This window comes from Flavobacterium ranwuense (assembly GCF_004349315.1).
Classification (GTDB): Bacteria; Bacteroidota; Bacteroidia; order Flavobacteriales; family Flavobacteriaceae; genus Flavobacterium; species Flavobacterium ranwuense.
Genome location: NZ_SMLH01000010.1, coordinates 53422 through 77736, shown reverse-complemented (window position 1 = coordinate 77736; position 24315 = coordinate 53422). Strand labels below are relative to the sequence as shown.

At 33.7% G+C, this 24315-nt stretch carries 23 protein-coding genes; 18 read left to right on the top strand and 5 right to left on the bottom strand.

Annotation, left to right across the window (positions count from 1 at the left end):
- Window positions 1-63: 63 nt before the first annotated feature.
- The 3 genes from E0I61_RS14385 to E0I61_RS14375 all read right to left on the bottom strand — a co-directional run bounded on the left by E0I61_RS14385 (window position 64) and on the right by E0I61_RS14375 (window position 3722).
- Entirely contained in the window at window positions 64-1401 is a 1338-nt protein-coding gene (locus tag E0I61_RS14385; RefSeq protein WP_132072252.1) for a DEAD/DEAH box helicase, read from the bottom strand.
- Between the two features lie 141 nt (window positions 1402-1542).
- Window positions 1543-3087 (bottom strand): DEAD/DEAH box helicase, encoded by a 1545-nt coding sequence (locus E0I61_RS14380; RefSeq protein ID WP_132072250.1) that lies wholly within the window; start codon window positions 3085-3087, stop codon window positions 1543-1545.
- A 107-nt stretch (window positions 3088-3194) separates the two neighbouring features.
- Window positions 3195-3722 carry a DUF6155 family protein gene (locus tag E0I61_RS14375; RefSeq protein WP_132072248.1) on the bottom strand — a complete coding sequence of 176 codons (528 nt, stop codon included), beginning with the start codon at window positions 3720-3722 and terminating at the stop codon, window positions 3195-3197.
- Window positions 3723-3868: 146 nt separating this feature from the next.
- Between E0I61_RS14375 and E0I61_RS14370 the strand changes: the two genes are divergently transcribed.
- Both E0I61_RS14370 and E0I61_RS14365 read left to right on the top strand, forming a co-directional pair.
- A complete protein-coding gene (locus tag E0I61_RS14370) occupies window positions 3869-4153 on the top strand; it encodes a DUF3817 domain-containing protein (protein WP_132072246.1) in 285 nt (94 codons plus the stop codon).
- Window positions 4146-5402 carry a mechanosensitive ion channel family protein gene (locus tag E0I61_RS14365; RefSeq protein ID WP_132072244.1) on the top strand — a complete coding sequence of 419 codons (1257 nt, stop codon included), beginning with the start codon at window positions 4146-4148 and terminating at the stop codon, window positions 5400-5402. Before E0I61_RS14370 ends, E0I61_RS14365 begins: the two co-directional genes overlap by 8 nt.
- 40 nt (window positions 5403-5442) lie before the next feature.
- Here E0I61_RS14365 and E0I61_RS14360 read toward each other — a convergent pair whose 3' ends face one another.
- A complete protein-coding gene (locus tag E0I61_RS14360; RefSeq protein ID WP_132072242.1) occupies window positions 5443-5826 on the bottom strand; it encodes an acyl-CoA thioesterase in 384 nt (127 codons plus the stop codon).
- Between the two features lie 69 nt (window positions 5827-5895).
- On the opposite strand from E0I61_RS14360, the gene E0I61_RS14355 reads away from it, so the two are divergent.
- From E0I61_RS14355 to E0I61_RS14280, 16 genes are all read left to right on the top strand, one after another.
- Window positions 5896-6294, top strand: a complete 399-nt coding sequence (locus E0I61_RS14355) for a glyoxalase (RefSeq protein WP_131997686.1) — start codon at window positions 5896-5898, stop codon at window positions 6292-6294.
- A 288-nt stretch (window positions 6295-6582) separates the two neighbouring features.
- The gene (locus E0I61_RS14350; protein WP_132072240.1) at window positions 6583-7296 is read left to right on the top strand and encodes an esterase family protein; all 714 of its coding nucleotides are present in this window, start codon (window positions 6583-6585) and stop codon (window positions 7294-7296) included.
- Window positions 7297-7314: 18 nt separating this feature from the next.
- Window positions 7315-8262 carry an ATP-grasp domain-containing protein gene (locus E0I61_RS14345; RefSeq protein WP_132072238.1) on the top strand — a complete coding sequence of 316 codons (948 nt, stop codon included), beginning with the start codon at window positions 7315-7317 and terminating at the stop codon, window positions 8260-8262.
- Window positions 8263-8453: 191 nt separating this feature from the next.
- The gene (locus tag E0I61_RS14340) at window positions 8454-9560 is read left to right on the top strand and encodes a carboxylate-amine ligase (RefSeq protein WP_131997695.1); all 1107 of its coding nucleotides are present in this window, start codon (window positions 8454-8456) and stop codon (window positions 9558-9560) included.
- A gap of 40 nt (window positions 9561-9600) precedes the next feature.
- Complete coding sequence (locus E0I61_RS14335; protein WP_132072236.1) at window positions 9601-10431, top strand: type 1 glutamine amidotransferase; 831 nt, start codon at window positions 9601-9603, stop codon at window positions 10429-10431.
- Window positions 10432-10446: 15 nt separating this feature from the next.
- Window positions 10447-11637, top strand: a complete 1191-nt coding sequence (locus tag E0I61_RS14330) for an ATP-grasp domain-containing protein (RefSeq protein ID WP_132072234.1) — start codon at window positions 10447-10449, stop codon at window positions 11635-11637.
- A gap of 491 nt (window positions 11638-12128) precedes the next feature.
- Window positions 12129-12689: a gluconate 2-dehydrogenase subunit 3 family protein gene (locus E0I61_RS14325; protein WP_131997704.1), complete on the top strand. Its 561-nt coding sequence runs from the start codon at window positions 12129-12131 to the stop codon at window positions 12687-12689.
- A gap of 55 nt (window positions 12690-12744) precedes the next feature.
- On the top strand, window positions 12745-14448 hold the full coding sequence (locus tag E0I61_RS14320) for a GMC oxidoreductase (protein ID WP_131997707.1): 1704 nt from the start codon (window positions 12745-12747) through the stop codon (window positions 14446-14448).
- A gap of 10 nt (window positions 14449-14458) precedes the next feature.
- Complete coding sequence (locus E0I61_RS14315) at window positions 14459-15622, top strand: Gfo/Idh/MocA family protein (RefSeq protein WP_235832135.1); 1164 nt, start codon at window positions 14459-14461, stop codon at window positions 15620-15622.
- Between the two features lie 39 nt (window positions 15623-15661).
- Window positions 15662-16714, top strand: coding sequence for a sugar phosphate isomerase/epimerase family protein (locus E0I61_RS14310; RefSeq protein WP_131997710.1), 1053 nt, complete (start codon window positions 15662-15664; stop codon window positions 16712-16714).
- Window positions 16715-16727: 13 nt separating this feature from the next.
- A complete protein-coding gene (locus tag E0I61_RS14305) occupies window positions 16728-17108 on the top strand; it encodes a c-type cytochrome (RefSeq protein ID WP_235832134.1) in 381 nt (126 codons plus the stop codon).
- A 99-nt stretch (window positions 17109-17207) separates the two neighbouring features.
- Window positions 17208-18665: a Gfo/Idh/MocA family protein gene (locus E0I61_RS14300; RefSeq protein WP_132072232.1), complete on the top strand. Its 1458-nt coding sequence runs from the start codon at window positions 17208-17210 to the stop codon at window positions 18663-18665.
- 24 nt (window positions 18666-18689) lie between these two features.
- Window positions 18690-19421 (top strand): 3-keto-disaccharide hydrolase, encoded by a 732-nt coding sequence (locus tag E0I61_RS14295; RefSeq protein WP_132072230.1) that lies wholly within the window; start codon window positions 18690-18692, stop codon window positions 19419-19421.
- Window positions 19422-19471: 50 nt separating this feature from the next.
- Window positions 19472-20710, top strand: a complete 1239-nt coding sequence (locus E0I61_RS14290; RefSeq protein ID WP_132072228.1) for a nucleoside permease — start codon at window positions 19472-19474, stop codon at window positions 20708-20710.
- Window positions 20711-20721: 11 nt separating this feature from the next.
- Window positions 20722-21615 carry a hydroxypyruvate isomerase family protein gene (locus E0I61_RS14285; protein ID WP_132072226.1) on the top strand — a complete coding sequence of 298 codons (894 nt, stop codon included), beginning with the start codon at window positions 20722-20724 and terminating at the stop codon, window positions 21613-21615.
- Between the two features lie 19 nt (window positions 21616-21634).
- Window positions 21635-22510 carry a sugar phosphate isomerase/epimerase family protein gene (locus tag E0I61_RS14280; RefSeq protein WP_132072224.1) on the top strand — a complete coding sequence of 292 codons (876 nt, stop codon included), beginning with the start codon at window positions 21635-21637 and terminating at the stop codon, window positions 22508-22510.
- A gap of 124 nt (window positions 22511-22634) precedes the next feature.
- On the opposite strand, the gene E0I61_RS14275 is transcribed toward E0I61_RS14280, so the two are convergent.
- The gene (locus E0I61_RS14275; protein WP_132072222.1) at window positions 22635-24290 is read right to left on the bottom strand and encodes a M1 family metallopeptidase; all 1656 of its coding nucleotides are present in this window, start codon (window positions 24288-24290) and stop codon (window positions 22635-22637) included.
- Window positions 24291-24315: the final 25 nt, after the last annotated feature.

Sequence of the window (24315 nt, the reverse complement as noted above, 5' to 3'; positions counted from 1 at the left end):
TCCATAAATATACACTATTTACGGATGCTGTTATAATCTAAAATATTAAAAAAACTTTAAATATTAGTTCTTTTTTAGTTTTTTAACGGGCTTTTCTAAAGGTTCATTTTTGTTTTGAAGCATATAATTAGCCAATAATTTTTCAATCAATTCATCTTTAGTCAAATGATGAAAAACAGTTTTTATTTTTTCTTTTAATTCTGGAGCAACATCATGATTGGGTTTTGTCTTGAAGATTTGCTTGGCCCATAACAAGGTGTTATTTTCTTCGATGCTGGCAACAGTTGGTTTTTTGAACTGGGTGAATTTAATTCCTAATTCCTTTTCAAAATCAGCAATTTCCACTACTTCTTCTGGTTGTAATACCGTCAAAGAAAGTCCCTTTGCTCCTGCTCTTGCTGTTCTTCCGCTACGATGTACGTATGCTTCATAAACATCTGGCAAATGGTAGTTAACCACATAAGAAATTTCCTTTACGTCAATTCCTCTTGCTGCTAAATCCGTAGCGACTAATATATTGATATGTCCTTCACGGAATTGTTCCATGATTCTGTCACGAATTCCTTGAGATAAACTTCCGTGTAGTGCTCCTGATGAAAACCGGTTGATGGCTAAGTTTTTGGCTAATTTATTGACTGCAGCTTTCGTTTTACAAAAGATAATTCCGCGTTCTCCTTCTTTAGAATTTAAAAAATGCATCAAAACATCTAGTTTTTCAATTGGATCCACCACAATATATTCATGGTCAATTCCTTGATTTCCTATCGTTTCCATGTTGGCACTAACTTGCACCACGTTTTTATTCAAATAGTTCTGAATCAATTGTTTTATGGTTCCTGGCATGGTTGCCGAAAACAAAAAAGTATTATGATTTTTAGGCAATTCCGCTACAATCTCGTCTAAACTTTCTTTTAAAATAGTCACCATTTCATCCGCTTCATCGAGCACAAGGAATTTGGTTTCTTTTAAATTTATGGCTTTGCGCTGCATCAAATCAATCAATCTTCCTGGAGTTGCCACTACAATATGCGTTGGCAATGAAAGTCGCTCTATTTGTGGTTTTATAGGAATTCCTCCGCAAGTTGCCGCAATAGAAACTTGAGGCAAATATTTTGAAAAATCTTCTAAATTTCTAAAAATCTGGTGGCCTAATTCACGCGTTGGAACTAAAATAACAGCTTGTACAACTGGCAAATCAGTATCTATTAATTGTAAAATAGGCAATCCAAAAGCCGCCGTTTTTCCGGTACCGGTTTTAGCAAGTCCAACCAAATCCGTAGTATTTGATAAAAGTAACGGAATCGTTTTTTGCTGAATCTCTGTGGGCACAACAATTTTCAATTCGGTAATCGCTTTTAATATGGGTGCTGAAATTCCTAAATCAGAGAATTGTTTTGGCATTTTTTTGGATTTTATATTTTTATAAAAAATAGTTGTTTTGTAAACGTAATTTTTAGCCCCGATGGAAACGGCATCCTTTTGTGGCGGGGTTCGCCACGACAGATATAGTGTACAGCGGGATTAGCTCCTTAAAAAAGAAATTTAGTCTTCGTCCGGTTCGTTCATGATTTTTTCCCGATATTTTTTCCCGGTTAACAATACCAGTTTTAATTTGTAATCGTCAACAAGCCACTCGCGATAATTTTTACTGCATTGACTCAAACATTTAGAATAGCGTTTGATGCGACAATCGATATCATCATCTAACAGTTTTCCTAATACTTTAGCTTCTTGTAAAGTCTCCGAATTATCAACACACATGGCAGCGTGCTGATCCAATGATTTTTCTAGCACTTCTTTTGAACGTAAATTTAGTTTGATGATGAGTTTATGTTCTTCATCGACATCAAAAGTTACGACTTCCGTTTTACTGAATTTAGCACGTAATTCTGGTGGCATGCTGTATTTAAAATACAATTCAATTTCGGTATCATCACGTAAATTTTCCAAGTAAAATTCTGGTGATTTAAAGATGTGTTGCCAGTTTACCGGCTCACTCCATAATCCAAATCGTGCGGCATTATTCCCTAAATCGATAACATTAAAAGTGTCTTTGTTAGGTAGTTTTCTGGAACCACGACCAATCATTTGATAATATAATGTCAACGATTTTGTGGCTCTATTTAAAATTATAGTTTCTACGGTCGGCTCATCAAAACCTGTAGTAAGAATTCCAACTGATGTTAAAATAGCATCAGGAGTATGTTTAAACCAATGTAAAATATCTTTTCTTTCTTCGTTATTACTGGTGTTATCTAAGTGACGAATCGCATAACCGGCTTCTCTAAACGTTTCATACACATATAAAGAGGTGTTGATACCATTATTGAAAATCAAGGTTTTCTTGCCTAACGATTTCTCCGTATACGCATGCAATAATTTTTCCTGCATGGCCATATTGGTATACAAATCATCCGATGATTTAACGGTGTAATCCCCATTGATACCTACTTTCAGTGAAGTCAAACCAACATCATAACTATAGGTAATCGCTTTGGCCAAAAAGCCATTTGCAATCAACGAACTAATGGTGTCTCCTACTATTAATTCATCGTAGCTTTCATGCATGGGTAATTTAATATTCGAACTTAAAGGCGTTGCTGTAACTCCTAATATAAAGGCATTTTTGAAAGAGCTTAATAATTTTCTGAAGGAGTTGTAATGCGCCTCATCGATGATTACCAATCCTACATTATCTAAATGTAGTTTTTCATCATTGATTCGGTTTTTCAAAGTTTCTACCATGGCAACAAAACAGGAATAATCGTTTTGGTCCGGAAGTTCTTTTACTTTACTGTTGATGATTTTGTTTTTAACATCAAAACCCTTCAACATTTTTGAAGTTTGTTTACACAACTCAATTCGGTGTGTTAAAACAACTACTTTTTTATCGTGTTGTGATAAATAACGACGCACAATTTCTGAAAACACGACTGTTTTCCCACCACCAGTAGGCAATTGGTATAACAAATGATGTTGTGGAGGTGCATTGTCTATGCGCTCAAAGATGGCGTCAATGTCGCCTTTTTGGTACGCATAAAGTTCTTTTTTGTCTTCGATTTCTATTTCTAAAGTGTTTTGGGACATTGCTTATTGTTGGATTTTTGCAAAAATACGCCTAAAAAACAGTTTAATTGTCAATTTTAATTAAAAAAAAATACGATTGATTAAATAAAATTGAATTATGAAACGACTTAATATTCAAATCGCTCTATAGTCGCATTGAATTCAGGTTCATTATACCATTTTTGTACAATGGATTGATTATGTATGGCTATAATTCTTGGCTTGAAATCATTGAGAATTCCATTTGCAATAAGGAAAATTACAGCTTGTTCAAAAGAATTGAACATACTTTTAAAAAATAAGTCATTCTTTATAGTATTTTCAGATGAAAACGTTTGTGCAATTTCAATGTTATAGAGCATTACATCAGCAATTATAAAGGGATCCACGCCCAAAAGAATAAAATGCTTGATGTATTTTTGAGCAACGGAACGCCTCATTTTAGGTTTACTGCGTCTTCCTAATTTTTTTACCGGATAGTATTCATTCGAAATTTTGAGTTTGCATTCCTGCAAAAGTGTTTCTTCCTTTGGATTGAATACAAAATTATAATAGACTTTTACGGGGGCGAATTTCTCGTACAATTCAATAATTTGTTCTTCGAGTTGCTCCTTATTAAGTTCTGCTAAATATTTTTTTAAATCGCGTTTGCTCATTATCAAAGTTTAAGAATACAAAAGTAATTTACTTTAGGAATGAATGCTCGGTAAATCAATGATAATACTTAATTTTGGCATAAAAAAACAGTAAGTTCGGTTTTTCAAAACCTAATTTTTTACTTTTATAATCTAATTTGTTTTTTATGTTTAAATTTTTCAAGGTTATCGCTTTACTCGAAGGAGTTTCTTACTTGGCTTTATTTTCGAATATGCTTTTTATAAAACCTACCAACTTCACTCTTTATAAAACACTATTATTTCCAATAGGAATGGCACACGGACTTTTGTTTGTTACCTATATTATTTTGGCAATAATGCTAAAGTTTGAGCAAACCTGGGATTGGAAAAAATTCGGCATTATTTGTCTGGCATCAGTAGTTCCTTTTGGGACTTTTTACATAGAAAAGAAATACTTGAAAAATGTATAAATTAATAGAAAAAATATTCAATTTTCTATATCCTGTATTCAAAAAATGGGGATTGGGAAGCAGTTTTGCTTCTTATCTGAGTCTGATTATAAATATTATTGTGCTTTGCGTATTGGCGTATTTTATTTATGTGGTCTTTCGTCTTATTTTGGTAACGATCATGGCGGTGATAGCCCAAAAAACTAAAACCAAATTTGATGATTTACTGGTTACCAATAAAACGGCAAAATACATTGCACATTTAATTCCGCTATTATTTATTTATAAATCGGTTCCAATAATTCTAGAACGATATGAATATTGGGAAGGTGTTTTTGGTAAGCTGGTCGGGATTTATATTGTAATGCTCGTTTTATGGATTATCCGCACTATTTTCAATGCATTACGTGATTATTTAAAGCTGAAACCAAGATACAGCGACAAACCTATTGACAGTTTTATTCAGGTAATCATGATTGTGCTTTGGGCGGTTGGGATTACGGTTATTATTTCCAAATTATTTGATATTGACCAAAAAGAGCTTTTAACCATTTTAGGAGCTGTTTCAGCGGTGATAATCTTGATTTTCAGAGATACCATTTTAGGTTTTGTATCCAGCGTTCAAGTCTCTATAAATGATATGGTACGAATTGGGGACTGGATTACGATGGATAAATTTGGAGCTGATGGTGATGTGATTGAAATCAATCTGGCAACAGTGAAAGTTCGAAATTTTGATAATACCACTACTACAATTCCAACGTACAGTTTAAGTTCTGATTCGTTTCAAAACTGGCGCGGAATGCTAAATTCAGATGGTCGACGTATCAAAAGACACATTCTTATTAAAACAAGTAGCATTCGATTTTTGGAAGAAGCAGAATTAAATGACTTGAAAAAAATTCATCTTATATCGGATTATATTGACACCCGAAAATTAGAAATAGACAAATATAATTTCAGTAATAAAATTGATAAATCAATTGCTATTAACGGACGAAATTTGACAAATTTAGGATTGTTTCGAAAGTATATTACGGAATACCTATTCAATTATCCCGGATTAAATAAAGAGATGCTTATGCTTTGTCGTCAATTGCAATCCACTTCACACGGTGTTCCGCTTGAAGTTTATGCATTTTCACATGACAAACGATTTGAGAATTACGAGTACATCATGTCGGATATATTCGATCATATTATTGCTTCAGTAGACTATTTTGATTTGGAAATTTTTGAAACTGCCTCCGAAAATGATTTTAAAGTCTAAAAAATATTTTTTGTTTTGGCTTTATTAAATGCAAGGAGAATTACAATCGGTCCTTTACAAATTCTATAGCTGTTTTTCCGTGTGCTTTTGGTTTTCCTTCAGCATCCAAATTTACCATTGTTGTGTGATCTATAGTGATAATTGTTTCGCGTGTCATCATATTTCTGGCCTCACATTTTAGTGTTATCGAAGTATTTCCAAATTTTAAAACATCGATACCAATTTCTATAATATCACCTTGTTTTGCTGAGCTTCTAAAATTGATTTCAGACATGTGCTTAGTTACAATTCTGGTATTTTCTAATTGGATGATGGTGTATAAAGCCAATTCTTCATCTATCCAAGCCAATAATTTACCTCCAAATAAGGTTCCGTTTGGGTTTAAATCTTCTGGTTTTACCCATTTTCTAGTGTGAAATCTCATAATTTTTCTTTATAACTGCAAAAATAAACTTTTCTTATAGCTATTTTCTTTATTTTTAAAGAAAAAACCATGAGCGAACGCGATACTTTTTTAAAACAATTCCGAGGACAATCAATAGGTTCGGTAACCAATCAATCTTCAACCGAAGAATCATTTCAAAATGAAGTACTTAGGCCTATTTTAAAGTTGCAAAACGATTTATTTATAGCTTCTTTTATTAATTATATAGCAAAAAACAAAGCAGACTTTTATAGCTACACAGTTGAGAAAAAATTATCGGTTATAGAAAATGTAATCCAAAAAGACATCAAGTTTAGAAATGCTTTAAAAGGAATGATAATCGCATTATTTACTTCGGATGAGTATGCTGTTTACATAAAAAACTCGTCTAATATCAATAAAAGAATGATGAGTATCCTAATTGAAAGACTAAAAAGTCAAGTCCAATTGTTTGAATTAAATGAATAATAAAAAAGCAAACCTGATTTTGACTATTTAATTAAAGGGCTATAAAATCTTAATTTTTAGTACAATCCCATCGGTTTTTTGAAATTGTTAGATTTTTTCGCTTTAGAAATATGTTAAAAGGACTTGATTTGTTGTTTATAACTTAAAAAACAGAAAGATATTGATTCGAATTTTGCAATTTAATTGCGATTTGATAATCGTAATGTTTTATATAATAAATCTTAATTAAGCATAAATATTTATGTCATTTGCATGAATTTTTTCATTATAATTGTTAAAAATAAAGTTATGAAGGAAGAATATTTCAAATGGCATTCACCTAATCTTAACAGGGATATTGAAATGTTAGTTTTTGGACACGCAGGATATCCTATTATTTTGTTTCCTACTTCCATGGGCAGTTATCATGAAAATAAAGACATGGGATTGATTGATTCCGCAAGATGGTACATCGATCAGGGTTTAATCCAAATATTTTGTCCAGACAGCATAGACAAAGACAGTTTTTACAATAATAATATTCATCCCATACATCGTATAGAAAATCACGTTAGATACGATAAAATGATTTGTCATGAAATCGTCGAAAAGGTAAAAAACAATACTTCCTCAGGAAAAGTTGCTGTGGCAGGTTGCAGTTTTGGCGGGTATCATGCCGCTAATTTTGCCTTTCGTCATCCTGGTTATGTCAGTCATATGTTCTCTATGAGCGGTGCTTTCAATATTAAAAGTTTTATGGATGGTTTTCATAATGATGATGTGTTTTACAACAGTCCGGAAGATTATTTATACGGTCTAAATGATTCTGAATTGTGGAATATGGATATCGTTTTAGGAACTTCTAATTGGGATATTTGTTTTGATGCCAATCTAAAATTAAGCAAAGTTCTAAGCGACAGGAACATTCATCATTGGTTAGATATCCGTCAGGAACGCAAGCACGACTGGCCTGTTTGGAAAGAAATGTTTCCGCATTATTTATCAAGAATTAAATTTTTTTAAAATTATAAACGTATCAAGATGAAAAAAATTGGAATTTTATTTGGAATGGAAGACACCTTTCCGCAAGCATTTATTGATCGTGTCAATTCAAAAAATGAGAAAGGAATCATTGCTGAAGCTGTTGCTATTGAAAAAGTAGTTCAAAATAAAGATGGTGAATATGCTGTAATTATTGACCGAATTTCGCAAGACGTTCCTTTTTATCGTGCTTATTTAAAAAACGCCGCTTTAACAGGAACTAATGTAATTAACAATCCTTTTTGGTGGAGTGCTGATGATAAATTTTTCAATAACGCTTTAGCAGATACCCTTGGAGTTCCACTGCCTAATACGGTAATTCTTCCTTCAGCCGAACATCCTACTGATACCACCGGAAAATCTTTCCGAAACTTAAAATACCCAATGGATTGGGAAGGAATATTTGATTACATTGGATTTCCGGCTTACATGAAACCATACGCTGGGGGCGGTTGGAAAAACGTGTATCGTTTAGAAAACAAAGAAGAGTTTTGGGACAAGCATCAGGAAACGGGGCAGTTAGTGATGATGTTGCAAGAAGAAATTGTTTTTACGGAATATTTTAGGGTCTATTGTTTGGGTTGCAAAGCGGTTCGAATTATGCAATACGAACCAAGAAATCCGCATCATCTGCGGTATGTAATTGATGGACCTCCAGTTGATAAAAAGTTATTAGCTACCATAAAAGACTACACTTTACGTCTTTGTAAAGGTTTAGGATATGACTTTAATACGGTAGAATTCGCAGTTCGTGACGGAATTCCATATGCTATTGATTTTGGAAATCCAGCGCCTGATGCAGAATTGACTTCTGTTGGTGCTGAAAATTTTGAATGGGTGGTGGAAGAATCCGCTAAAATGGCTATCGCTGCCGCCAAAAAACAGAAAACGGGAAAAATGAATTTGACTTGGGGAACTTTTATAAAAGACGCCGCCGGAGGAAAGTAATCAGTATTCAGTTTGGGGAAGAAAAATGTAGTTTTAAATAAAAGTTTTGTTGATTACGAAATGCCCTAGCCCCGATTAAAGTGAAAATCCTTTTTTGTCCTGAACTTTTTCAGGACAAAAGATTGCAACGGAAAGCGGGACACGAGCGAAGCGAACTGACGAAGTAAATAGCTCCTAAAAAAATAAATTGAATGAAAAAATTACCCATTTTTACACTTGGTGTAGAAGAAGAATATCAAATTATTGATCCTGAAACAAGGGATTTACGGTCGCATTTGTCAAAAATTGTGGATGGCGCCAAAATAATTTTGAATGAGCAAGTGAAGGCCGAAATGCATCAATCGGTGGTGGAAGTGGGAACAAATATTTGCAATAATGTAAATGATGCCAAAAATGAAATTCGATTTCTGCGTTCCAAAATCGTTGAGTTAGCGGATAAGCAAGATTTGATTGTGGGTGGAGCAGGAACGCATCCTTTTTCGAAGTGGCAGGATCAGCCTATTACTGACGATCCTCGTTACCATGATATTGTAAACGAATTGCAAGATGCAGCACGTTCCAATTTGATTTTTGGAATGCATTGTCATGTAGGTATTGAAAACCGTGAAATTGGCTTGCAATTGATGAATCAGGCCACGTATTTCCTGCCTCACATATTTGCGCTTTCTACAAACTCCCCTTTTTGGGAAGGAAGAAAAACAGGTTATAAATCCTTTAGGACTAAGGTTTTTGACAAGTTTCCAAGAACTGGATTACCGGAATATTTTGATTCGGTTGCAGCATACCAAAATTATTTAGATACGTTGGTAAAAACCAATTGTATTGATAATCCTAAGAAGATTTGGTGGGATTTACGCTTGCACCCGTTTTATAATACGATTGAATTTAGGATTTGCGATATGTGTTTAACCGTTGATGAAACGATTTGTATTGTAGCCATTATTCAGGCAATTGTGGCCAAACTCTACAAATTGAACATGAATAATACGAGTTTTAATATTTATCGATTGGCTTTGATAAAGGAAAACAAATTTCGTGCAGCCCGATATGGAATTGACAATAATATGATTGATTTTGGATTGCAAAAAGAAGTGGAAACCAAAATGCTTATCTTGGAATTGTTAGATTTTATTGACGATGTAGTAGATGAATTGGGAAGCCGTGAAGATATTAATTATGTTCATGAAATTTTGAAAAACGGAACTGGAGCAGATAAACAATTAACTGTTTTTGAAGAAACCGGTGATCTTTCCAGAGTGGTGGACTTTATAACTGGCGAATTTACAAAGGGATTATAAAATATAAATTACCTTTGCACATTGTTTTTTAAAAATAGTTATGTCGAATAAAATTATAAAAATCGCGATTTTAGATATGTACAACGGTGAGCCTAATCAGGGAATGCGTTGTATTATTGATGTTGTCAGTAGGTTTAGTCCAGTAGTTAATTTTGAAATATTTGATGTTCGGGTAAAATGTGAATTGCCGGATATTAATACCTTTGATATTTATATTTCAACTGGAGGTCCAGGAAACCCGCTAATTGGCGATGGAAATTGGGATGTGAAATATTATGCGTTTATTGATTCAATGCATAAATGGAATACTGAAAATGCAATTAAAAAGCATGTACTGTTCATTTGCCATTCTTTTCAAATGGCCTGTTTGCATTTTGGGCTGGCCACGGTGACCCGAAGGAATGATACTTCTTTTGGTGTAATGACAATTCATAAAACCAAAGAAGGACTTACTGATTCTTTATTTGAAGGACTCGCAGATCCTTTTTATGCAATTGATTCCAGAGATTATCAAGTTGTACAACCAAAACTAAGTGTTTTTGCAAAAAAAGGGGCTAAAATTATTTCATTGGAGAAAATTAGAGACCATGTACAATACGAACGTGCTATTATGGCGGTTCGTTTCACGGACTATTTTGTAGGTACTCAATTTCATCCCGAAGCAGATCCAATAAGCTTTGTTTCCCATTTAAGAAATAAACAGGCAAAAGAAAAAATCAGGGCTATGAAAGGGAAAAGGAAGTTTAGAAACATGCTGGAAGATTTATTAGATGATGATAAAATATACAGAACTAATGAAACCTTGATTCCAAACTTTCTGAGAACTGCTATTAATGATTTGATGAAAACCAAAAAAATGCTTTCTAATTAATAAATTCATTTCGAGATGATTTCAAAATATCGGGAGTTATTTAATGCTCAGTTTACAAAAACGAAATATCAGGAATTTAAAGATGATATTGCTTCCGATTTTAATTATGCACCTACTTTTCGATTAGGTGAAACACCTTTTTTTATTTCGAATGAGTTAAAAGCACAATTGATTGAAGGCTGTAATGAAGTTGTAGATTTTGTTCAAAAAGAAGGCTTTAAATTACTTACTGATAAATCATTAGAATTAAATCATAAAGTTCCAAATGAGGATGAGCATACCACTTTTTTAGCAATTGATTTTGGAATTTGTGAAGAAGATGGAGTAATTATCCCTAAACTAATTGAAGTGCAAGGATTTCCTTCTTTGTACAACTATCAGGTTAATTTGTATGAAAAATTCAAAAATCACTACCCTTTTCTTAGTGAGTTGACACCGTTTATCAATGGTATTGAGCCACAAGGATATCAAGATATTCTTGAAGAAGCGATTTGTAATAATCATCCAAAAGAAAATGTTATTCTCCTGGAAATTGAACCCGAAAAACAAAATACCAAAATTGATTTTTATTATTGCAATAGAGATATTGGTATACCGGTAGTTTGTGTTACCGAGCTCATAAAAAAAGGCAAACGACTGTTCTATAAAAACGAAAAAGGCGATGAAATTCTGGTAAAAAGAATCTATAATCGCGTTATTTTTGATGAATTGGATTTGCGAACTGATTTAAAGTTAAATTTCGATTTCTCTGATGAACTTGATGTAGAATGGGCTGGACATCCCAATTGGTTTTTTCGAATCAGTAAATTTATTTTACCTTTTCTAAAAGGGAAATATTTTATAGAAACTACTTTATTAAGTGAGCTCAAAGAAATTCCTAAAGATTTAGAAAATTACGTTTTAAAACCTTTATTTTCTTTCTCAGGAACAGGCGTTATTTTTCATGTAACAAAAGAGGATATTGAATCTGTGGTCGAAAAAGAACTTTATATTCTTCAAAAAAAGGTAAACTACATTCCTATTGTACAATCTCCTGACGGAAAAGTAAAAGCCGAAGTCCGTGTGCTTTGTGTTTGGAAAAAAGAAGATGCTGCTCCTACTCTACTATGCAACTTGGTACGATTGAGTCGCGGCGAAATGATTGGCGTAAAATTCAATAAAGACAAAGATTGGGTTGGTGGGACACTTGGATTATTTGAAAGGTAAATTATTTTATTAAATCAAGTTTAAAACTATCTAACTTGTACTTTTTAAAAACTTTATTTTATTTCTTTTTGATATTTATTCTATTGCAAGCTAACACTACTTATAATTGTTGCAGTACTGTGCATTTATTTACACTAACTAAAATTCAATTTAAAGTTTAATTTTCGGCTTTAATGTCATTTTAACGCATTGAGATTCCTGAAAATGAAAGTTTATTAAATTTTAGTAGGTTAAAACCGATTAAATTAAACTAAAAATAGCAAAAAAAAGAATTTTCAGACCTACTTTGTTTTTTAAAATATATTTTTTTTCTTGTTTTAAAAGGTTAGAGATAGTGTTTAATGAATTTTTCAAAGTTATTCCCTTAATAATTTGAAAAAAACGGAATTATTCAATAAATTAACATAAAAAAAATTTAGCTGTTTTTTTTTTCTTTATTATTGTAAGGTTATAATAATTTAAGAACAATCCACAATTTTAATAATTAACAAATGAATAGAAGAGAAGCACTTAAAAGCGTTGCGTTTTTGATGGGAAGCGCAATCTCAGCTACTACAATGGGCGTTTTATTTGAAAGTTTTACTTTGCCTGAAAAAGAGAAAAATCGAGTGTTTTTTTCTGCTTCTGATGAGGAAATTTTAGGTGAATTTGCCGATATCATTATACCGACTACAGCATCTTCACCAGGAGCTAAAGCCGCAGGACTTGGCCCTTTTATTCCTATGATGATTAGAGATTGTTATCCGGCAAAAATGCAAGAAATTTTTGCTTCTGGAATGAAAGATATGCAAGCAAAATGTTTGAAAGATTTCAATAAGGATTTCTTGGCAATGTCAATTGAAGAACGTCAAAAATTAATGGAAGCTTTAAAAGATGAAGCAATAGCTAGTAATAAAGCACCTTCTTTCTTTCTGATTGCCAGAGATTTGACTCTTCTGGGTTATTATTCTTCAGAAATAGGCTGTACACAAGCACGCGAATACCTTCCTGTCCCTGGCAGATATGATGGAAACGTAGATTATATCCCAGGTCAAAAAGCTTGGGCAACATAATAGTATTAAACCTTTTTGACTTTAAAAATATCCTTAAAATATAAAAATACTACACGTGAATATAAATACCAATTTAAAAGAACAAAATACATATGATGCTATTGTAATAGGATCAGGAATTAGTGGTGGTTGGGCAGCAAAAGAACTTACCGAGAAAGGTTTAAACGTTTTGATGTTAGAGCGAGGTATGAATATTGAGCACATTAAAGATTACGAATCTGCCATGAAAGCTCCTTGGGAATTTGAACATGCCGGTAGACTTACCGAAGAACAAAAAAGAACACATCCAGTGCAAACTCGTGATTATCCATACAATGAAGCTACCGAAAAATGGTGGGTTGATGATTTGGAATGCCCGTATACAGAAGACAAACGTTTTGACTGGTACAGAGGATTTCATGTAGGTGGAAAATCTTTAATGTGGGGTCGTCAAAGTTACCGTTTTAGTGACCATAATTTTGAAGATAATGCCAAAGATGGTTATGGAAATGACTGGCCCATCCGATATAAAGATCTTACTAAATGGTATGATTATGTAGAAAAATTTGCAGGAATTAGTGGTCAAGCCGAAAACTGGCCTCTTTTGCCAGACGGAAAATTTTTGCCGCCAATGGATTTGAACTGTGTAGAAAAATCGGTAAAAGAAAGAATGGAGAAACATTACAACAGAACCCGTATTCTTACTATTGGTCGTACAGCAAACTTAACAGTGCCCCACAAAGGTCGTGGGAGCTGTCAATATAGAAATTTATGCAGTCGTGGTTGTCCGTTTGGTGCTTATTTCAGCACGCAATCTTCCACATTACCAGCTGCAATGGCAACCAATAGACTTACAGTAAGACCCTACTCTATTGTGAATCACATCATTTATGATAAAGACACCAAAAAAGCAAAAGGGGTCATGGTAATTGATGCGGAAACAAATGAAACTATGGAGTTTTATGCTAAAATTGTTTTTGTAAATGGTTCTACTTTAGGTTCGACATTTATTTTGTTGAATTCAACTTCAGAGGCACATCCGGAAGGAATGGGTAATGCCAGTGGACAATTAGGACATAATTTAATGGACCATCACTTCCGTTGTGGAGCCGAAGGAACTGCCGAAGGTTTTGAAGATAAATATACATATGGAAGAAGAGCTAATGGTATTTATATTCCACGATACCAAAATGTAGGTGCTGATAAAAGAGATTATTTAAGAGGTTTTGGTTACCAAGGAGGTGCAAGTAGAGGATTATGGCATAAGGAAGTTGCTGAATTAGCCTTTGGAGGAGATTTTAAAGACAGTATGTCTCTTCCTGCGGATTCTTGGAGTATGGGATTAGGTGGATTTGGAGAAATGTTGCCTTATTATGAAAATAAAGTCTACATCGATCACAACAAAAAAGATAAATGGGGACAACCTGTATTGGCCATTGATTGTGAATACAAAGAGAATGAAGCTAAAATGCGTGAGGACATGATGAATGATGCAGCTGAAATGCTCGAAGCATCTGGAATCAAAAATGTAAAAACCTATGATAATGATTGTTATCCTGGAATGGCTATACACGAAATGGGTACTGCCAGAATGGGTAATGATCCTAAAACTTCCGTTTTAAATAAATGGAATCAAATGCATGAAGTTAGTAATGTATTTGTTACCGATGGTTCTTGTATGCCATCTATCGCTTGTCAAAACCCTTCATTAACATTTATGGCTTTAACGGCACGTGCCTGTGATTACGCAGTAAAAGAATTAAAAAAAGGTAATATCTAGGTTCATTATTATGAGAAAATTAAGAATGGGTATGGTCGGTGGTGGTCAAGATGCCTTTATAGGTGCTATTCACCGCTTAGCCGCCAATATGGATGGACTAATTGAATTAAGTTGTGGTGCCTTAAGTATAAAACCAGAAACCGCAATTGCATCTGGTAAAGCCTTGTTTCTTCCGGAATCAAGAACGTATTTAACGTATGACGAAATGATTAAAGCTGAAGCGGCTTTACCAGCTGAAGAAAGAATCGATTTTGTTACTATTGTCACACCAAATTTTGCCCATTTTGCACCTGCAATGATGGCTTTGGAACATGGTTTTAATGTAGTAATTGAAAAACCAATGACTTTTTCATTGGAAGAAGCAAAACTATTAAAACAAAAAGTAGAAGAAACGGGATTAATTCTTTGTTTAACTCATACCTACTCCGGTTATCCAATGGTCAAACAGGCGAAAGCCATGGTTAGAGAAGGAAAACTGGGTAAGATTAGAAAAATCTTGGTAGAATATCCTCAAGGATGGTTGAGTAAACTATCCGAAAGAGAAGGTAATGCACAAGCCGCTTGGAGAACTGATCCGACTAAATCAGGAAAAAGTTCTGTAATGGGAGACATTGGAACTCATGCATCACATTTAGCCGAATATATTACCGGAGCTAAAATTACAGATGTTTGTGCAGAACTAAATACATTAGTCGAGGGCCGCATAATGGATGATGATGGAGCTGTATTGTTGAAATTTGATAATGGTGCAAAAGGAGTTTTAATTGCATCGCAAGTAGCTGCAGGAGAAGAAAATGCTTTGAAAATTAGAGTTTATGGTGAAAAAGGCGGAATCGAATGGTTCCAACATGATCCAAATACTTTAACGGTTAGATGGTTAGATGAACCAACTCAAATTTTAAGAGCGGGATCTAATTATGGCGCTCATTTATCTTCATTTGCAACCCATAATTGCCGTACTCCTGGCGGACATCCAGAAGGTTATTTAGAAGCATTTGCAAATATTTATCGCAACTTTGCCTTAACACTTGGTTGTAAATTAGATGGTACAGAACCTACTCCTGAAATGTTAGACTTCCCTTCTGTAGAAGATGGATTACGAGGAATGGCATTTATTGATAACGTAGTAGCATCATCACAATCTGATAAAAAATGGACTCCTTACGTTTTGTAACAAAATAGGTATTCATAAAAGTTTTAGACAAAATATAATATGACAACAATACAAGGCCCTGCGGTATTTTTAGCCCAATTTATTAGTGATGAAGCTCCTTTTAATTCCTTAGATGGAATTTGTAAATGGGCCGCTGATTTAGGTTTTAAAGGTATTCAAATGCCAACATTAGATACTCGATTCATTGATTTGCAAAAGGCTGCAGAAAGTAAAACCTATGCCGATGAACTTAAAGGAAAAATTGCTTCTTACGGTTTAGAGATCACAGAACTATCAACTCACTTACAAGGTCAGTTAGTAGCTGTTCATCCTGCTTATGATGATTTTTTTGATGCTTTTGCTCCGGTAAATGTGCATGGAAATTCAAAAGCGAGACAAGAATGGGCCGTTCAACAATTGAAATATGCTGCAAAAGCATCCCAAAATTTAGGTTTAAATGCACATGCAACTTTTAGCGGTTCTTTGCTTTGGCAATATTTTCACCCATGGCCACAAAGACCTCCGGGTTTAGTTGAAGATGGTTTCGCTGAATTGGCAAAACGCTGGTTGCCTATCTTAAATGAGTTTGATCAAAATGGAGTCGATCTTTGTTATGAAATTCACCCTGGAGAAGATTTGTTTGATGGGGAAACCTATGAAATGTTTTTGAAGGCTGTAAATAATCATTCTAGAGCTTGTTTGCTTTATGACCCCTCACATTTTGTATTGCAACAGTTAGATTATATACAATACATCGATTTTTACCATGAAAGGATTAAAGCTTTTCACGTAAAGGATGCTGAGTTTAATCCAACAGGGAAACAAGGAACTTTTGGAGGATATCAAAGTTGGGTAAATCGTGCGGGGCGTTATCGTTCTCCAGGAGATGGTCAAATTGATTTTAAAACTATTTTCAGCAAACTGGCACAATATGATTTCAAAGGTTGGGCAGTTATGGAATGGGAATGTTGCATTAAAAATCAAGAAGATGGAGCTCGTGAAGGTGCTGAATTTATAAAAAATCATATTATAAAAGTTACTGATAAAGCATTTGATGACTTTGCTGCCGTGGAAACAAATAAAGCTTTTAATAGAAAAAACTTAGGATTATAAAACTTAAATAGAAATGAAAATGAAATTAAAATATTTGCTTTTTGGGGTTGCTTTAATTAGCTTAACCTCATTTACTAATGACAATTTAGACACAAAATATAGTAAAGTTACTAAAAAACCGAACACAATTTTTCAAATATCAGATGGTGAAAAATTAATTGCTAAATCAGATTGTATTGGATGTCATAAATTAGACAAGAAACTTATAGGTCCCTCCTATTTAGATATTGCAAAGAAATATCCTTCTAATGAAAAAAATGCCGCTTATTTATCCGGTAAAATAATAAAAGGAGGTTCCGGAGTTTGGGGAACAATACCTATGGCTGCTCATGCATCTCTAAAAAAAGAGGATGCAAAATCAATGGCGAAATATATTTTAGCCCTTAAAAAATAAGATCAAAGGTGTCTGTTTATTCTATTTAACTTTAGAATATTCAAAAGCACGTCATTTATTAAACTATTTTATTACTATTAACTAACCGTATAAAAATAAATGAAACAAAAAGAAGAAGAGAATAAAATCACAAATAACCGTCGTGATTTCATAAAAACAACAGCTATAGCTGCAGCTGCATTTATGATTGTTCCCCGTCATGTATTAGGAAGAGGATTTGTTGCCCCAAGCGATCGTTTGCAAATTGCCAGTATTGGAGTTGGTGGCCAAGGAGCTCATGATGTTAGAAAGATTTACGAAAGTGGAAAATCTGATATTGCTTTTTTATGTGATGTTGATACGCGTAGAGCGGCCAATAGTGTAAAAGCATATCCAAAGGCAAAGTTTTACAAGGATTGGCGTGAAATGCTAGACAAAGAACATAAAAATTTTGATGCAGTTTCAGTATCTACCCCAGATCATAATCACGCGATTCAAGCTCTCGCAGCCATGCAGTTAGGAAAACATGTATATGTGCAAAAACCAATAGCGCATGACATTTACGAAGCGCGTATCTTGACTCAAGCTGCCAAGAAATATAAAGTGGTCACCCAAATGGGGAATCAAGGAGCCTCAAATGATGGCACTCGAATCATGAAAGAATGGTATGAAGCCGGTTTAATTGGTGATGTTCACACTATTCATGCCTGGACAGACCGTCCAGTATGGCCACAAGGTATTCCTTGGTCAACTAATAGAGCTGAAATTCCTATGGAATTAGATTGGGATTTATGGTTGGGTACAGCTCCAAAAAAAGAATACGTAAATAAATTAGTACCTTTCAACTGGCGTGGTTGGTGGGATTACGGAACAGGTGCTTTAGGAGATATGGGTTGTCACTTACTTGAAGCTCCTTTTAGTGTATTAAACTTAAAATATGCAAAAGATGTTCAATGTAGTGTTGGTTCAGTTTATGTAGATGAATTCAAAAGAGGGTATTTCCCAGAAAGTTGTCCCCCTTCAAGTCACGTAACGTTAACTTTTCCAAAAACAGAAAAAACAAATGGTGACGTAAAAGTACACTGGATGGATGGAGGAATTCAACCTGAAAGACCTTCTGAATTAGGTCCAAATGAAATTTTTGGAGACGGTGGAAATGGAACATTATTTACTGGTACGAAAGGAAAAATGTTGTGTGATACCTATGGTTTAAATCCTCGTTTGCTTCCTCTTAGCAAAAATGAAAACCTTAAAATAGCTCAAAAATATACCAGAGTTAATGAGGGTTCGAATGGACATTATAAACAATGGGTTGATGCGGCAATTGCAGGTTATGGAAAGAAAGAACTGAGTTCTCCTTTCGAAATTGCAGGTCCTTTAACCGAAGCTTTATTAATGGCTAATTTAGCTATCAGAGGCTACGATTTGAAGAGAGAAGAGCTTGGAGAAGAAATCTATCCGGGACGTTCTGCAAAATTATTGTGGGATAATGACAACATGAAAATCACCAATTTTGATGAAGTGAACCAATTTGTAAAACGAGACTATCGCCAAGGCTGGAAAGCGTTGACGTTATAAATTCAAAAACTAAAAACACTAAAAATGATTAAAAATATTTTTACATCATTACTTTTAATGATAATGATTCAAACAGCAAATACACAAACATTACCAAAAGGATTTAAATCAATATTTGATGGACAAACCACAACCGGATGGCATTCTTATGGAAAAAAGACTGCTGGTTCAGCTTGGAAAGCAGCAGATGGTGTATTGCATTTTGATCCTACTGCTGCCCAAAATGGTCAAGGAGGCGATCTTGTAACAGATAAAGAATACCAGAATTTTCATTTAAAATTAGAATGGAAAGTGGCAGCAAATGCAAACAGTGGTATTATTTTCTATGTAAACGAAGATTTAGCAAAATTCAAAAATACGTATGAAACAGGATTAGAGATGCAAATATTGGACAATGATGGTCACTCTGACGGAAAAATTGAAAAGCATCGAGCAGGTAATTTGTATGATTTAATTAAAAGTTCTTCAGAGCCTGTAAAACCAGTCGGAGAATGGAATTCCGTTGATTTAGTATGTAAGTATGGAAAACTGACCATGTTACTTAATGGAGTGAAAGTTGTTGAAACGACACTTTGGGATGCCAATTTTAAAACTTTAGTTGCAGGAAGTAAATTTGCTACTTGGCCAGGTTTTGCTGCATTCAAAAAAGGTAAAATTGCATTACAAGACCACGGAGATAATGTTTGGTTTAGAAACATTATGATTAAAGAATGGAATTCAATGGAAATAACTACTGGATGTGAAAACGGTATGTAATAGCGAGCTGAATATTAAAAAATAACCAAAACCAAAAAATAAAAAGACCAATGAATAGCACCATTCGAATTAAATTATCCATAATGATGTTCCTAGAATTTTTTATCTGGGGAGCATGGTTTGTAACCCTTGGTACGTTTCTGGGGAATAATCTAAAAGCATCTGGATCAGAAACTGCCGCCATTTTTTCTACACAATCATGGGGCGCTATTATTGCACCTTTTATTATAGGTTTAATTGCCGACCGATATTTTAATGCTGAGAAAATCTTAGGAATACTTCATCTTATCGGAGCATTTTTAATGTATCAAATGTATCAGTCAGAAGAGGTTGGAATGTTCTATACCTACGTTCTAAGTTACATGATTTTATATATGCCAACATTAGCATTAGTAAATTCAGTGTCATTTAATCAAATGAAAGATCCGGAAAAAGAGTTCTCAAATATTAGAGTTTGGGGAACCATTGGCTGGATTTTAGCAGGATTGTCTATCAGTTTTATTTTTCATTGGGATACTACAGAAGCTGTTTCAGAAGGATTGCTTAAAAACACATTTCTTTTGGCAGGAATTGCAGCTTTGATTTTAGGGATATTCAGTTTTTCATTACCAAAAACGCCACCAAAAGTAAGTGATGAAAAAATAAAAATAGGTGATATTATAGGACTTGATGCTTTAAAGTTGCTGAAAGATAAAAACTTCGCCATCTTTTTTATCTCATCTATTCTTATTTGTATTCCTCTTGCCTTTTATTATCAAAATGCACATCCATTTTTAACAGAAGCTGGAGTTGAAAATCCTACAGGAAAAATGGCAATCGGTCAAATATCGGAAGCCTTATTTTTATTATTGATTCCTGTATTTTTTACACGTTTCGGTTTCAAGAAAACGATCTTGGTTGGAATGTTAGCATGGGCAATTCGTTATGTTTTATTTGCCTATGGTAATGGAGGCGATTTAAGCTTCATGCTTATTATAGGTATTGCTTTACACGGTATTTGCTATGATTTCTTTTTTGTTTCGGGTCAAATTTATACTAATTCAAAAGCGGGAGAAAAATATAAAAGTGCTGCTCAAGGTCTAATCACATTAGCTACTTACGGAGTTGGTATGTTGATTGGTTTTGCAGTTGCAGGTTGGATAACAGACAATTATAAAATGTTAGATGGTGCTATAAATTGGGAAATGGTTTGGATTATTCCCGCCGGAATTGCTTTAGCAGTATTCTTGCTTTTTGCAGTTTTATTCAATGAAAAAAACAAAGTAGAAGAAACTTCTTCTGCTGCATAAAATATAAACAAATGAGTACTAATTTAAATAGAAGATCCGCAATAAAAGGATTACTTGCGACAACAGCTGCTTTTGGAATTCCTTCTGGATTTTCTGCTTTGGCTATGCCAAAAAATGAAACAGAAACACAATTGGGTATATTGAAAGGAAATATAAACCATTCTGTTTCCCGTTGGTGTTTTAGTGACATCGATTTAGATAAGTTATGCATCGAGTCCAAAAAAATGGGGATTACCGGGATTGATTTAGTTGGACCAAAAGATTGGCCTACTCTAAAAAAATATGATTTGGTTTCCACAATGTGTAATGGCGCAGAGATTAATTTAGTAGATGGTTTCAATGATATTAAATTTCATGAAACGCTCCTGAAAAATTACACTGAAATGATTCCGCTTGTCGCAAAAGCCGGTTATAAAAATCTAATTTGCTTTAGTGGAAGCCGAAGAGGTAAAACGGATGAAGAAGGTTGGAATAATTGTGTTATTGGTTTGCAAAAACTAATTCCTTTGGCCGAAAAGCACAATGTAATCCTTGTCATGGAATTGCTAAACAGCAAAATTGACCATAAAGATTATCAATGCGACAGAACCTCATGGGGAGTAGAATTAGCGAAACGATTAAATTCTGAAAACTTTAAGTTACTTTATGATATTTATCACATGCAAATTGATGAAGGTGATGTGATTAGAAATATAAGAGAGAACCATCAATATATTGCACATTACCATACTGCAGGTGTTCCTGGACGAAATGAAATTGACGGAACTCAGGAACTAAATTATTCTGCAATTATGAAAGCGATTGCGAAAACTAGTTTTAAGGGATTTGTTGGACAAGAATTTCTTCCCAAGAACCCAGATAAACTGGCCTCATTGAAACAGGCTATCACAATTTGCGATATTTAACTAATTCAAAAAATAACCCATGATAAAAAGAAGAGAATTTTTAATTAATGCTGGTTTAGCATTAGGCGCATTAGCCATTGCTCCTACATTTGCTTTTGATTCAAAAAAGAGAGCCATCGGAATTCAATTATGGACGCTCCGTGATACTTTACCAAAAGATGTAAAAGGAGTATTAGCTCTAGTTGGAAAAGCTGGATTTACAGAAGTAGAAACTTTTGGTTATTCGATAGACAAGGGCTTTTTTGGAACTTCAGTTCATGATTTTAAATCGATGCTTGATGATAATGGTTTGAAAGCTACGAGTAATCATTTCGATTTTAATTCTATGATTAAAGATGGTTCTACTGATCTTGTAAAATCATATATTGAAACAGCAAATCACCTTGGAAGTGAATATATAACAGTTCCATACATAGTTTCAGAATTGCGTGGAACAAGTGGGGATAATTATAAAAAACTAGCTTTACAGTTAAATAAAATTGGAGAAATTTGTAAAGCAGAAGGTTTAAAATTAGCCTATCACAATCATGATTTTGAATTCACAAAATTTGGACCAACGAATGGATATGAGATTTTATTGAATGAGACCGATAAAAACTTGGTTAATTTTGAAATGGATTTGTACTGGGTAGTTCGTTCAGGAAATGATCCATTGCAATTATTCAAAAAATATCCGGGACGTTTCCCAATGTGGCATGTAAAAGATAAGGATAAAGTTAATCCGGATTGGAATGCAGAAATAGGAACTGGAACAATAGATTTCAAATCGATTTTTGCTCAAGCTGAACTTTCTGGAATGAAACGTTTCTTTTTGGAACACGAATCAAACTATAAACCAAATCCAATAGAATCTGCTGTAAAAAGTTTTAATTACATTAAGAAAAACTTAATTTAATTATTTTTCTATCCTAATAACTTTTTTCTAGTTCGTTCTTGATCGATACCATTCAAGAAAAAGCAAAAAGGCTGTATCTCTTACTTTATTTAAGAAATACAGCCTTTTTTATTAGTTTAATTCTTTACAGTGTTATATTAAAACTGGCAACATAAAAGTTTTTGTCTATTTCCAGTTTTGAATTTTCAGTATTTGTTGGAACACTTTTCCATTCTGTTTCTGGTTGCAGTACTTCTTCTTTTCCATTCAGAGTTACTTTAACAGGCATATTAAAACCAGAAACACAATTCGTCCAGCGATAACCAACTTGATTATCTTTGAAAAAATATTCTAATGTTGGGATTCTGGTGTCTCTTAAATATTGATTGAAAACAGTTGATAAATTTATTCCAACTTCCTGACTTAAATAATCTTCAATTTGTTTCGTAGTTACCGTTTGGTGATAAAAAGTGCTATTTAAACCTCTTAATATTCCTCTCCATTTCTCATCATTATTTACAATTTGGCGTAAAGAATGCAACAAGTTCCCTCCTTTTGGATACATATCACCAGAACCTTCGCTATTAACATCGTAGTTCCCTATAATTGGTTTGTCATTGTTTATTCCTTTTCTTGTCCCTCTCACATATTCAAATCCGGCTTCTTTTCCATAGTAATATTCTACAAAAAGACTTTCTGAATAGTTTGTAAAACTCTCGTGAATCCACATATCAGCAATATCTTTATACGTGATATTATTGGCAAACCACTCATGACCTGATTCGTGTATAATGATAAAATCAAATTTTAATCCCCAACCTGTTCCGCTTAAATCTCTACCGCGATACCCATTTTGGTATCCATTACCATACGTCACACTGCTTTGATGTTCCATTCCTAAATACGGAGCTTCGATTAACTTGTAGCTGTCTTCATAAAATGGATACGGTCCAAACCAATGTTCAAAAGCTTTCAGCATTCTTGGAACATCTTGGAACTGTTTTTTGGCTTTCGCCAAATTGTCTCTTAAAACATAATAAGTACAATCTAAATCGCCTTTCTCGCCTTTATATTTTTCTGAAAAGGAAACATAATCACCAATATTGATATTTACACCATAATTATTGATTGGATTTGATACATACCAATTGTAAGTTTTAGTTCCATCTTTTAATTGTTTAACACTTTGCAGACGACCATTAGAAACATTCGTCAAATTTTTAGGAATATTAACGCTGATAAGCATAGTATCCACTTCGTCATACATATGATCTTTATTAGGCCACCAAACACTGGCACCCAATCCTTGACAAGAAGAAGCTATAAAATGATTGCCATTACTGTCTTTTTTCCAAGTGATTCCTCCGTCCCAAGGTGGATTTACTGCAACTTTTGGTTTTCCACCATAAAATACGGTAAGTTCTTTTATTGCACCTTTTGTTTGAGGAGCAATTAATTCAATAAAAAATGCATTTCCTTCTCTTCTATATTTTAAAACTTTTCCATCCTGAATGACTTTATTAATTTCCATCGGATTTTGCAAGTCAATTTGCATACTGTTGTATTCCTGAATTACTTGATATTTTATTGTATTTGAACCCGTAATAGTGCTGTCTGCAGGATTTACTTTAATGTCGAGATGATAGTATTTTGCGTCCCACCACGCTCTTTCTTTAGTGATGCTACCTCGCAAAGTATCTTGTCTGGTGAATATTTGCTCCGATTTTCCTAGTAAACCTTGTGCATTTACACCATTAAAAAATAGAAATGTGATAAAAATAATACTAAACTGGTTTTTCATAATTAATCATTTTGAACAAAAATAA